This window comes from Aestuariimicrobium sp. Y1814 (assembly GCF_050113895.1).
In the GTDB taxonomy this organism is placed as follows: Bacteria; Actinomycetota; Actinomycetes; order Propionibacteriales; family Propionibacteriaceae; genus Aestuariimicrobium.
Window position 1 is genome coordinate 20,266 of record NZ_JBNJRW010000018.1, and the last position, 12,601, is coordinate 32,866.

The 12,601-nt window shown below is 66.4% G+C and carries 9 protein-coding genes; 3 read left to right on the forward strand and 6 right to left on the reverse strand.

Annotation, left to right across the window (positions count from 1 at the left end; all coding sequences use genetic code 11):
* Window positions 1-3: 3 nt before the first annotated feature.
* A complete protein-coding gene (locus ACQE3C_RS14600) occupies window positions 4-2,511 on the reverse strand; it encodes a multicopper oxidase domain-containing protein (protein WP_434539874.1) in 2,508 nt (835 codons plus the stop codon).
* Window positions 2,512-3,038: 527 nt separating this feature from the next.
* On the reverse strand, window positions 3,039-4,454 hold the full coding sequence (locus ACQE3C_RS14605; protein ID WP_434539867.1) for an FAD-binding oxidoreductase: 1,416 nt from the start codon (window positions 4,452-4,454) through the stop codon (window positions 3,039-3,041).
* Between the two features lie 234 nt (window positions 4,455-4,688).
* On the opposite strand from ACQE3C_RS14605, the gene ACQE3C_RS14610 reads away from it, so the two are divergent.
* Together ACQE3C_RS14610 and ACQE3C_RS14615 are read left to right on the forward strand one after the other, a co-directional pair.
* Window positions 4,689-6,185: an FGGY family carbohydrate kinase gene (locus ACQE3C_RS14610; RefSeq protein WP_434539868.1), complete on the forward strand. Its 1,497-nt coding sequence runs from the start codon at window positions 4,689-4,691 to the stop codon at window positions 6,183-6,185.
* Between the two features lie 48 nt (window positions 6,186-6,233).
* Window positions 6,234-7,664 (forward strand): iron-containing alcohol dehydrogenase, encoded by a 1,431-nt coding sequence (locus ACQE3C_RS14615; protein ID WP_434539869.1) that lies wholly within the window; start codon window positions 6,234-6,236, stop codon window positions 7,662-7,664.
* A 12-nt stretch (window positions 7,665-7,676) separates the two neighbouring features.
* Here the strand turns inward: ACQE3C_RS14615 and ACQE3C_RS14620 are convergent, their stop codons facing one another.
* Window positions 7,677-8,453 (reverse strand): IclR family transcriptional regulator, encoded by a 777-nt coding sequence (locus ACQE3C_RS14620; protein ID WP_434539870.1) that lies wholly within the window; start codon window positions 8,451-8,453, stop codon window positions 7,677-7,679.
* Between the two features lie 160 nt (window positions 8,454-8,613).
* On the opposite strand from ACQE3C_RS14620, the gene ACQE3C_RS14625 reads away from it, so the two are divergent.
* Window positions 8,614-10,281, forward strand: a complete 1,668-nt coding sequence (locus tag ACQE3C_RS14625; RefSeq protein ID WP_434539871.1) for an FAD-dependent oxidoreductase — start codon at window positions 8,614-8,616, stop codon at window positions 10,279-10,281.
* 47 nt (window positions 10,282-10,328) lie between these two features.
* Here the strand turns inward: ACQE3C_RS14625 and ACQE3C_RS14630 are convergent, their stop codons facing one another.
* From ACQE3C_RS14630 to ACQE3C_RS14640, 3 genes are all read right to left on the reverse strand, one after another.
* Window positions 10,329-10,568 (reverse strand): hypothetical protein, encoded by a 240-nt coding sequence (locus tag ACQE3C_RS14630; protein ID WP_434539872.1) that lies wholly within the window; start codon window positions 10,566-10,568, stop codon window positions 10,329-10,331.
* Window positions 10,569-10,582: 14 nt separating this feature from the next.
* Window positions 10,583-10,723: a hypothetical protein gene (locus ACQE3C_RS14635; RefSeq protein ID WP_434539873.1), complete on the reverse strand. Its 141-nt coding sequence runs from the start codon at window positions 10,721-10,723 to the stop codon at window positions 10,583-10,585.
* Window positions 10,724-11,247: 524 nt separating this feature from the next.
* Window positions 11,248-12,489, reverse strand: a complete 1,242-nt coding sequence (locus ACQE3C_RS14640) for an IS256 family transposase (protein ID WP_434539340.1) — start codon at window positions 12,487-12,489, stop codon at window positions 11,248-11,250.
* Between the last annotated feature and the right edge of the window lie 112 nt (window positions 12,490-12,601).

Genomic DNA, 12,601 nt, shown 5'->3' on the forward strand with positions numbered 1-12,601 from the left:
CTGTCAGCTCACCTTGATGATCCCGCGGGCGCCGCGCTCGGCCTCGACGAAGGAGTGGTTCACGAAGGTGTAGGTGCCCGGCTCGCTGAACACCAGTTCCACGAACCCGCCCTGGGCCGGTGCCAGGTCGAGCGCCTGGGCGCCACCGCCGTGGGTGTTGTGGGGACGAAGCAGCCACTCGCCCTCCTTGAAGACGGTGTCGAACTGGCCACCGACGACGTGGAAGCTGGTGCCCCGCGACGGCCCCGCCGCAAGCACCCACAGCCGCACCCGTTCGCCGACCCGGGCGGTCAGCGGGTCGTGCACGTACTGGTTGGCGTGGCCGTTCCACAGCACCAGGTCGGGGGTCTCGGCCTCGATCTTGGCCATGTCGACCTCGCCGCCGTTGGGCCCGAGGTAGGCCTCCTGCTGCACCAACAGGTACTCCCGGTCGACCGCGGCGAGCCCGCGCGGGGGCACGACCACGGCGCCGTACATCCCGGCGGCCACGTGGGCGGTCATCGGCATCGTCGAGCAGTGGTAGAGCCAAATGCCCGAGCGTTTCGTGGTGAACGCGTAGTCGAGCGACTCGCCCGGCGGAATCGTCCGCATCACCTCGTCGGGTGAGACGTCGCCGGCGTGGAAGTCGATGCTGTGACCCATGGTGCCGTTGTTCGTGAGGTGAGCCATGATCTGGGTGTCCAGGGCGGCCACGATCGGCGGGCCCATGATGCGTCCGTTGTAGGTCATCGCCGTCTGGGTCCAGCCCGGGGCGACCTCCTGCTCGACCTCCTGGACGACCAGGTCCAGCTCGAAGGAGCCCGAACGAGCCTCCGGCAGCACGGCGTCGCGGGTGACGAAGCCGGCCCCCGGGGCGGCGTCCAGGTCGAAGCCCTGCTCGGCCGCGGTCGCGTCGGTGCGCACATGGAAGACCATGCCCATCGCCCGGTGCCCGACGATCGTGCACCAGCCCTCGAGCGGGGCACCGACCACGCCCACATCGAGACTGGCTGACTGCCCGGGCCCCAGTCGTCCGCTGTCGACCCCGTTCTCGAAACGCAGGTCGTGCACCTGGGTGGGGTCGTGATTGGTCAGCGTGACCACGAGCCGGTCGCCGGGGGCGATCTGCACGTGGTCGGGCTCGAAGCGCATGCCGACCGCGGCGACGGCGACCTCGACGGTGTTGCCGGTCGGCGGCACATCGGCCTGGTGGGTGGTGTGCGGGGCGTCGCGGTCGAGCAGGTACCAGGCGGCGGCCACGCCGACCAGACCGACACCGGCGCCCAGCACGTCGCGGCGGGACTGCTCGACCGCCTCGGCGGCCTGATCCTCGAGGCCCTTGCGGGCGGCGGGCAGGTCCTTGGCGGCGGCCTCGGCCTGCTGCAGGCGCACCCGGCGCATGGTGCGCACCATCGCGATCATCACCGGGACGAAGGACGCGAGCGCCGCGAAGGCCAGCAGCGAGGTCACCACCTTCGCCCAGGAGGTCTCGGCCAGCAGGAAGGCGACCAGCCCGGCGTTGGCGACGGTCACCCGCAGCGCCCCGGCCCGGTTCATCACGGCATTGGTGGCGCGCGTCATGCGCGGGCCGCCGCCCATCACCACCGGCATCAGGTAGCTCATCGCCCCCAGCACCAACTGCACCAGACCGCCGACGACCAGCGGTGCGGTGACCTGCTTGACGTGCTCGGCGTCAAGCAGGGGATTGCTGAGCACCTGGGCCAGCAGCCAGATGACGCAGCCGGCGATCCAGACGATGGCCATGCCGACCGACCAGGTCGGGAAGTCGCGCGGGGGCTTGCGGACCGTGGTGGCCACCGCCGTCGAGATGGCGCAGCCGAAGCCGGCCAGCCAGACCAGCAGCGCGGCCGCGGTGGCCCAGCGCCAGCCCATCGTCGCCGCCCCGGCGGTGCCGAGCACCCCGACCAGCATCAGGGGCAGCGCGATGCGGTGCACCTTCTCGCTCCAGGGTTCCATGGGGGTGCGCAGCATCGTCGGCCACAGCGTCAGCAGGGTGGCGGTCGCGGTCAGCCCGACGAAGCCGAGCACGTTGAGCACCACGTGAGCGACCATCAACCGGCCCTGCCACGGCTCGGGCATCGAGAAGCTCATGACCGCTCCGGCGGCCGCGCCCAGGGGTAGCAGCAGGGCGGCGGCGGTGTACCAGCGGGCGACGTGGCCGAAGCGGCTCGGCAGCGCCTTGCGGGCCTGGGTGACCAGGCTGAGCGCGTACCAGGTGAAGGTGAGCCCGACCACCGTGGCGCCGACGGTGGCGACCACCGGCCAGGCGCCGACCATGCCGACCACGGTGACCAGGATGCCCAGGTTCAGCACCCACAGCCGGCGCACATGCAGGTCGCGGGCGGCCTCGTCATGGCGGGTGCGCAGCACGGAGTCACTGAAGTGCTGGCCCCAGATCATGATCGAGTTCGCGGCGATGCCCAGAGTTGCCATGTGCACCATCAGCCAGCGCGCCTGCGGCACCCACCGGTGGACGATGACCAGCACGATCAGCGCGACCATCCAGAACATCACCGGACGGGACGCGCGCCGATGCCAGGACCGGCGCGGGTTCTGCCTGGTCTGGTTGTCCTGGGTCTGGTTGTCCTGGGTCTGGTTCGGCTGCTCGGGGTCGGGCCTGCCGAGTGAGATCTGCGTTGCCACGGCCCCATTGTTTCAGGCTCCGTGTGGAGATTCCGGTCGGGGTCATCCGGGGCCCGGTGGGGCTGGGTGTGGGTCCATGCCCGGTCAGTGTCGGCTGGCCTGGGGGCTGTCGTCGGCGGACGAGAAGGCTGCCCTCGGGGTGAGGCCCCGTGGAAGGTGCAGTTCGGGCATGGGTGTCACAAATGCAGGTCTGGCGGCTGAAATCGACCTGCATTCGTGACGTAGCCGTCACAAGTGCAGGTTCGGGCGGCGTGACTGGGATGCCGACACCCACGCCAACAAGGAAGCACCCCAGAGCACGAGACCTGCAATATTGCTGGGCGTCTGCTCTGAGGTGCTTTCTTGTTGACAGTCAAGGGCCAGTGCGGGGCGAGTGCGGTCGGTCACCGCTCCTGTCAGAGGCCAGCCTTCCCCGGGTTCATGATCCCGGCAGGGTCCAGCGCCCGCTGAACCGTCCGAAGCAGGTTCAGGCCACCGACCCCCAGGGCTCGTTCCATCCACGGGGCGCGCTCCAGACCAACCCCGTGATGGTGACCCATCACGGCCCCCGCATCCAGCGCCGAGGTGACCACTGCTTCCCAGACGTCGTCGTAATGCTTCAGCGCCTCCTCGTCGTCGGAGAACTCGCCGCGCACGATCGCATACAGGGCCGCGCCCTGGTCGTAGACGTGGCTGACGTGGGCCATGAACTCCGGCATCACGGTGCCGGCTGCGGCCTTCATCCGCTCGTACAGTGCGGGGAGTTCAGCCCAGCCCGCGCTGACCTCGATGGCCTCCGCCACTCCACCCTCGTGGTCAACCGCATCGGTGAACCATGACCAGTTGAAGCGACGCTGTTCCCAGTGCATCGCGGGTTCTGGTCCCAACACAGTCCCGCCCTGGTCGGCAGCGAACCGCAGCGTGACTTGTTCCTGTGTGGCAATGAGTTGCTCGTCCCCGTCGAAGACCAGAATCGTCAGCCAGCCCTCGTGCTCAGCGAACTGGGCGTGCTTGGCCGAGGCCTCGACCGGGTCGTAGATGCGCACCACAGCTGGTCGAACACCTGCTGCCAGGGTGAGCCGGATGGTCTCCAGAGCCTGCTCGAAGGTGTCGTAACGCACGGAGTTGAACCTTCGTGATGCCGGAAGGGGCACCAACTTGAGGGTGACCTGGGTGATGATGCCGAGCATGCCCTCCGAGCCGGCGAACAACTGCTTCAGGTCCGGCCCGAGTGAGGCCCGCGGCATGGAATGGGTGGTGACCACCTCTCCAGTCGGCAGGACCACCTCGAGGTCTCCTACTCGGTCATCCATGTTTCCGTGCAGGGACGAGAACGTCCCCGAACCCCGCATGGCGATGCTGCCGCCAACAGAGGCCAGGTGGAATGACTGCGGATAGTGGCCGATCGAAAGGCCAGTGTGGGCGATGGCATCGTCCACATCGGACAGGCGAGCGCCAGCGCCGACTGTCACCGTGCGATTGGTGACATCCACCTCTCCGATGTTGTCCATGCCGGCCACATCGAGAATTAGGCCCCCTCGGGTAGGCAATCCTGAGCCCACCACTCCGGAGCCCAGACCCCGAGGGGTGACGGGGATGCCATTCCGAGTCGCCCATGCAAGGATCTGGGAAACCTCGGCGGTAGTGGTGGGCCGGGCGACCATGACGGCCTGTGCCAACGGACGATCGTGGGCCTCAGCCTTCTTGCTCCGTACCGATGAATCGGCTGACATCGCACGAATCTCGGCCGGCTCGCGGATCAGAAACGCCGGGTCGACCGACAGGTCGGCCAGCACCGAATCCGGAATATTGGTGATCACGTGGTTGGGCATCTACCGCTCCTGGTTCGCGTCGTCGACGGCTCCCTTGGCCGATTCTGTGCCCACCTTGCCCTGTCCGATCCAAGGCGCGTCAACGCCAGTGACATGGGCTGTCACAACCGTTGACCGCCGCCGAAGCAGGCACGAAGCATGGTCACCACCAGAACTTGGTGAGCCGGGTCACATGGACGTGAGGCGGCTCCCCAGGCCGCATGTCACAGCCAGACCGCACGCACAGGAGTCACCATGGGCACCCAGCACGTTCTCGTCCTCGATGAGGGCACGACCAGCACCCGGGCAGTGTTGTTCGACGATCAGTCCCAGGTAGTCAGCAGCATCGCTGAACCCTTGAACATCACCACCCACCCCGACGGGCGAGTGGAACAGGACGCACAGGAAATCTGGGAGAAGTCCGCCCGGGTGCTGCGGCAGGTTGTGGACCATGCTCGGGAGAACAGCCTCGAGATTGCCGCACTCGGCATGGCCATCCAGCGCACCACCACAGTCCTGTGGGACCGTGCCACCGGTGAACCCGTGGCCCCCGTGATCAGTTGGCAGGACACCCGCGCCGCCGACACCGTTGCTGAACTCGGCTCTGACTGGGCCCGCAAGAGTGTGGAGACCTCCGGATTGGTGCTCGGCTCGGCCAACTGTGGGCTGCACCTGCAGGCGCTCCTCAACGCTGACCCCGACCTTCGTCGTCGTGCCGAGGCCGGGGAACTGCTGGCCGGCACCGTCGACACCTGGATCATCTGGAAGCTCACTGGCCGCTTCCTCACCTCAACTTCGTGTGCTGGCTCGTCCGGTATGGGAGTCCTGCGCAGCGCCACCTGGTGGAGCGAGTTCCTGGAGGAGCTGCAGGTACCGCTGACCCTGCTACCCGAGATTCTGGACGAGGATGCCGACTTCGGCCGCACCAACCCTGACCACATCGGAGCTGACCTGCCGGTGACAGGCGTCTTCGGTGACCAGCAGTCCGCGCTGTTCGGTCAGGGCGGCTTCGCCCCTGGCTCGGTGAAGTGCACCCACGGCACCGGCAGCTTCATCGACTTCAACATCGGCGCGAACCCCATCGTGCCGGCCAGTGGGCTTGACTGTCGCGTCGCGTGGACCACGAAGGGCACCACCACCTACCTCATCGAAGGTGGCTCCTTCGTCACTGGCTCGGGCATTGACTGGCTGGTCTCGCTGGGCATGCTCGACAAGGCCGCCAACCTGGATGCGACGTACGCGCAGGGTGATCCCGATTCGGGACTGGTCTGTGTCCCTGCGCTCGCGGGGTTCACCACCCCGCACTGGGATGGCAATGCACGTGGGCTACTGATCGGCTTCCACCGCGGGTCCACCTCGCAGGACATGGTCAGGGCCACCGTTGACGGCATCGCCCACACAGTCACCGATGTGCTCGAAGCCATGGCGGAGTCAGCCGGGGTCTCACCCCGAGTGATCAACGTCGATGGTGGGTTGGCCCGTTCGGGCGCCCTACTGCAGGCGCAGGCTGACCTGATGCAGATCCCGGTGGTGCGTGCCGCCCAGGCTGAATACATCACTGCTCGTGGTGCTGCCTGGTGCGCCGGTGTCGTGCACGGGGTGTGGGCCAGTGCCGATGCCGCCAGCGCCACCCAGGAGTCGGGTGTCACCTTTGACCCGCAGACCTCGTCCGAGGTGCAGGGTCTGTGCCGCCAGGCCTGGCAGGACGCGGTGGGCCGTGACCTGGGTTGGCGTCGCACCGTGCTGCGCTGAGCAGGACCACCTCGAAGCAGAGTTCGAAATCACCACGAGAGGAGCAACGTGTCGGGCCCCCTGAGCGACGAGATCCGGTTTGACCCCGATGACCTGGACGGTTTCTACGGAGCAGTGAGCGCTGCCAGCGGACGAGACAGGACATTGTCCCTGAGTCGTGTCGAAGTCGGCAGCTCGGCTCTGGACGAGTTGCCGGCCGCGGTATCCCGTTCCCGGGAAATGCGCCGGGTGGTGCTGTTCGCCGACTCAACCCCCATGGTGCGTGGTGTTGACGATCTCAAGGCGCTGGTCGCCAGGCAACTGGGCGCGCTGGGCCGCCCCGTGGAGCAGGTCACCATCCCGGGGGATTCGCACGCCACGGCCGACCGCGTCCATGAGCTGGCTGGGCAGTTGCGGGATGGTGACGTTGTGGTTTCGGTGGGGTCGGGGACAGTCACCGATATTGCCAAGCACGCTATCCACACTGCAACGCCAGTCGGGGTTCGCCACATCGCAGTGGCGACGGCCAACTCAGTGGGTGCCTACACTTCTGAGCTGGCCGTCGTCACCACGCAGGGGGTGAAGCGGACGATGCCGTCCCGGTTGCCCGACGAGCTCATCCTCGATACCCAGGTTCTTGCCAGCACCCCCCATGACATCGCACTGGGTGGCATCGGGGATGCGGCAGTCGGCTGGGGTTCCCTGGCGGACTACCGGCTGGCCGCCCTGTGTGGTCTTGGCCATTGGGAGCCGCTTGCTGCTCGGATTTTCCTGCCCGGGTTGAGGGGGTTCTTGCGCAGCGAGGAGGCGTTCACTGCGGGCGGGACGGACACCGCTGAGGCCATGGCGCTCACCCTGTGTGCAGCCGGGTTCGTCATGAGCTTCGCGGGAGAGTCTGCTCCTGCCTCCGGACTGGAACATGTGACCAGCCATGTTCTGGACATGACCGCAGCGAGAGAAGGACGCAGCATCGGTAACCACGGGGAACAGTGCGGGCTGGCCACTGCATTGTCACTGCTGGCCTACGACCACCTGCTGAACGAGGTGGATGCGAACGATCTGCAGCCAGTGGCTCCTGACCCTGCCCGGGTGCACGCCGAGGTCGCTGAAGCCTTCGGGCCACTGGGTGAGCAGGTGGTGGCCGAGTGCTGGTCAGATGTGGCCGTCAAGGTGACCGGCTGGAGCGAGAACCTCGAACACATCCGTCTACTGGTCGAGAACTGGCAGCACACCCGTGAGCAACTGCAGGAACTGCTGGCGGACCCGCTGGAGTACCTGCGTGCTTTGCATGCCACCGGCCACCCACTGCACTTCGAACAGATCGAACCCGGTATCCCTCAGGAGCAGGCCCGCTTCGCCTTCGCCAACGCGCGACTCATGCGCAAGAGACTGTCGGTGGCTGACTTCCTGGCCTTCAATGGGCTGTGGACTCCGGAACTCATTGACACACTGTTCGAGCGCTTCCGGAAGCTGCGCGATCAGGTCTTGAGCGCAGGTTGACGGCGGGAACCGTCAGGGGGTGCTGCCACCGATGGCGCCGGTGAACTCCTGTGCTGCCGGCAGCAGTGCGCGCAACAGTTCCCTTCGGCGACTGGCTGACATCACCGGGTTCTTCGTTGATACCGCCAGCGTTCCCACCGCTCGTCCATTGATGCCGTGCACCGGCACAGCCACACATGTCACCCCGAGCAGCAGTTCCTGGCGATCCAGGGCATAGCCGCGGTTACGCACCTCGAGGCATTCGGTGTACAACTGCTCCATGGTGGCGATCGTGTGTGGCGTGAAGGTCTCCAACGGCCGGACTCGGTAGGCCTCCAGGGCCGAGGGGTTGAAGGCAAGGAACACCTTGCCGCTGGCGCTGGCGTGCAGGGGCCGCCGAGAACCGAGCACGATGGGCGGTGACTTCTTGGAGATCTCGCTGTCGGCTGAGGCACTGGCCACTGTCACTGCGGTGCCCTGGTCCAGCACCGTCACGTGCACCGGCTCGTGGGTTCGTCCCGAGAGTTCCTCGCAGAACAACCGCGCGCGGCGCAGGAACTCTCGCTGGTCAGACGCATTCTGGGCCAGCGCCGCAATCGAGGGGCCCAGGCGGTAGTGCGCAGGACGAGTGGCATCCGAGACCATGCCGAGGGACTTCAAGGAACTTAGGTGACGATAGATGGAGCGGCGATGCAGACCGGTTCGTCCCTCGATCTCGGCGGCATCGGTGCCGGCGGGGCCAGCCTCCCCAACGGCTTCCAGCACGCGCAACGCGTTCTGAAGAACGGACGGGATCTGTGGCTCACTCATTTGGCCATTGTCCTCATCAGGACACTGATCTTCGAGATCCAGTGACATGGGCTGTCACTCAGCTGGTCGGACTTGTGTCCGATGAGAAGGATGGTGTCGGTGAACCGGGCCGAGCCGTGGCGCCCGGTCCAAGCCCTTGTCCCACCAGGAGGAGACCTCGATGAGCAGGATGCAGAGCCGTATCGTCGCCCGCCAAACGGCCCCGGTGAGCCTCGATCGCAACGAGGCCGAGCAGCAGTTGGCTGGCCAACGCTTCGATGTGCTCGTGGTTGGTGGGGGGATCACCGGGGTGAGTGTGGCCCTCGATGCGGTGACCCGCGGTCTCTCGGTCGCACTGGTGGAGCGGCACGACTACGCGTCGGGAACATCCTCGGCCTCGTCCAAGATGATCCATGGTGGGCTGCGCTACGTCGAGCAGAAGGAGTTTCGTCTGGTTTACCACTCCCTGCTGGAACGCCAACGCATGTTTGAGCGGGCCCCGCATCTGGTCAGTCGCCTGCCCTTCCTGTTCCCGATCTATCGCGAACACGGGGTGTTCGGGCCTCGCATGGCCCGGGCGATGCAGGGGGCGCTGTGGGTATATGACCTGCTCGGCGGCTGGCGTATCGGTCAGCGTCACCGCCGGATCAGCGCGGCGGAGACCTTGACGCACTGCCCGACCCTGGAACCCCAGGGTCTCCTGGGTGGCTTGCTCTACTACGACTGCCGCACCGACGATGCCCGGCTGACCCTGGCGGTGGGTCGCACAGCGGCACTCTTTGGAGCCGTACTGATCAACCACGCCGAACTGGTTGGCGTGCATGATGATGGCGGTCACTACACCTCAACCGTTCGGCTCAGCGATCCTGAGGGGACCCGGCGCGAGGTCGAGGTCGTCAGCTCGGTCGTTGTGAATGCTGCCGGGGTCTGGAGCGACAAAGTGGCCGCGCTGGATGAGCCCAACCACCCCAGCCGCATTCGTCCGGCAAAGGGGGTACACATCGTTGTTCCCTGGAACAAGGTGCGCAGCCAGTCGACACTGACCTTCCCGATGATCGGTGGCGCCCGCGGCAAGGGGGGCAAGGGATTCGTGCTCAGGTGGGGTGACGATTGCTATATCGGCACCACGGACAGCCCCTACGCCGAGGACCTCGACAGCCCCCGGTGTACACGCCAGGAAGCGCAGGTGCTGATTGACTCCCTGAACGCCGCCTTGACCACCACGCTCACCCTCGAGGACATCTCGGGCACCTGGGCGGCGCTGCGTCCACTCATCGACACCGGTGGCGCTGACACTGCTGAGTTGAGCCGCGAACACGAGGTGACAGTGCATGGCCGCATGGTCACTGTGGCTGGGGGCAAGCTCACCGTGGGCAGAGTGATGGCGGAGATCGCGGTCGACCGTGTCTGTGAGCTGCTCAAGGTTCGCCGCCGTACCCGGACGAAGGACTTGCCGCTGGTCGGAGGCGCCGGTTTCGATGCCCAGGCCGTGGAGGCTACCGGAGGTCGATTTGCCCACCTCGGTGGCCGCTACGGTGCAGAGGCCCGGTTCGTTGACGACCTGGTGGTAGCTGACCCGCGGCTGGGGGAGCGGGTCGTCGAGGAACTGCCCTATCTCTGGGCTGAGGTGGTCCACGCCATTCGTCACGAAGGGGCCACCACCGTGGAGGATGTGCTGGTGCGACGCCTGCCGATCCGCTACTTCCAGGCTGAAGCGGCGGCGCGGGTTGCACCCCGGGTGGCAGAGGTTATCGCCCAGGAACTGGGGGTCCCTGCATCGGTGCTGGATCAGCAGGTTGCCGATCTGGTTGCCGACGTGCGGGCCGAATGCGCGGAACTCATGACGTGATCAGACGAGAGGCAGAGGCGCAGGAGGATCCCGTCGGTCATCCGGCGTCAGCGGGGTGCGGGGATGGACAGGTCGCCGTGGTTTGAGGCCTCGGTGCCGCTGATCTGCCGGAAGAACACGGAGGTGTCGGTGATCTCCTCAATGACTGCCCACGACCAGAAGCCGGGACGGCCAGCGACGACAACATTGCCAACCCTGAGGAGACTGGTGTCCTTGGGCAGGCGCGCCATGTTCCGGTCCTCATCGTCGACCATGTTCAAGTCGGCATCGATGTCGATCTGGATCATCAGGGTGCCTCCTTTCAACAGGTGCCCTGCTCGAAGAATGGGTTCTGTTCAATAGTGTAGGGCGTGGCGAGAAAGGCATCGATGAGCTCGGTGGCGCTACCTGCAGTGACACGCACCGCACCATGGTCACCACTGATCAGGCGGCCGTCGGTCACGTCATAGTGCGGTTCGCGGCCACTTGGCACTAGCGTGAGTCCCCGCGCGGTGAAGGCCCCGGCCCGGTAAATAAATGGCGACCCTGCTGGCTCGCCTAGTCTTCTCCTGCAGCACACGGATGAGCGGCCACGTGCCTGAGAGCAGCCACAGTGACAGACCGAAGTAGCCGAACTCGGCGTGATTGAAGGTTGCATCGTCCATCAGAACAGCGCGATCGTAGTCGTGTCCGTCGGCATACTCCTGGAAGAGGGCGCGCACCAACCGGGCCTCACCTGACAGCGGAGGTGAGGGTCGAAGCGTGCGTCGTCGGACCATAAGGGGATCGTTTCAGCGGCCACCGACAGTTCCTGCTTCGCTTGAGGTGATCTTCGCCTGTGCCCTGTTGGGCCCTGGCTCAGCGTTACCGACTGGGCTCGTCCAAGCGACCAAACTGGCCTGGGGAGGGTTCGTGGTCGTCCGTGATGAGGCTGGAGGGTCAAGTCCCGGGTAGTGGTGTAGCGGTTGGTGATCCTGTGGGGCGGGGTTAGCTGGCGAGTGCGGGCATGGTGGTCTCCTGTTCGGGCTGGTTGGTGATGCGGGTCATGCGGCTCTTGGCGAGGGTTTCGAGGCCGAGGTAGCGGCGTCCTTCGGCCCATTCATCGGTTTGCTCGGCCAGGACAGCGCCGACGAGCCGGACGATTGCGCCCCGGTTCGGGAAGATCCCCACGGAATCGGTGCGGCGGCGGATCTCCCGGTTCAACCGTTCGGTGGGGTTGTTCGACCAGATCTGGTGCCAGACCTCGACGGGGAACTGGGTGAACGCGAGGATGTCGGCCCGGGCCGCATCGAGGTGCTCGGTGGCCTCGGGCAGCTTGTCGGCGGTGTAGTCCAGCAGCCGGTCGAACTGGGCGTGGACGGCATCGGCGTCGGGCTGGTCGTAGACCGAGTGCAGCATCGCCTTCACCGCGGGCCACAGACTTTTCGGGGTGATGGCCATCAGGTTCGCGCTGTAGTGGGTGCGGCACCGCTGCCAGGACGCTCCGGGCAGGTTCGCCGCGACCGCCTCGACCAAACCCGTGTGGGCGTCGGAGGTCACGAGACGGACCCCGCTCAGGCCGCGGGCGACCAGGTCGGCGAAGAACTCGTTCCAGGCCGGGCCGGTCTCGCTGGTGGCGACGCGCAGGCCGAGGACTTCGCGGTGCCCGTCTGCGTTGACTCCGGTCGCGAGCATCACCACCGAGTTGATGACCCGGCCGCCCTCGCGGACCTTCATGGTCAACGCGTCCGCGGTGACGAAGGTGAACGGCCCGGCCTCGCCCAGGGGTCGGTGGCGGAACTGCTCGACGTGTTCGTCCAGCTCGGCGGCCATCCGGCTCACCTGGGACTTCGACAGCCTGTCGATTCCCAATGCCTTGACCAGCTTGTCCATCCGGCGCGTGGACACGCCGGCGAGGTAACAGTCCGCGACCACGGTGATCAGGGCAGTCTCGGCGCGCTTGCGGCGTTCCAGGAGCCAGTCAGGGAAGTAGCTGCCGGTGCGTAGTTTCGGGATCGCGAGGTCGATCGTGCCGGTGCGGGTGTCGAGGGCGCGGTGGCGGTAGCCGTTGCGTTGCGCGGCCCGGCCCGGGGTGGGCTGGCCGTAGTCGGCGCCGACCACCGCGTCAGCATCAGCACTGAGCAGGGCGTTGAGCATGGTCTGCAACAGACTGCGCATCATGTCCGGTGATGCCTCGGTAAGCAGCTCGCCAAGAACGCGGGCAGGGTCGACAATGTGTGGAGCGGTCATCGTGATGGTCCTTCTCGAGTGAGTTGTGAGAGATGAACTCGAGGATCACGCGGTGACCGCCCTGTCGTCCAGACCCGGGCCGCCCCGCTACACCACTATCTGGGACTCAACT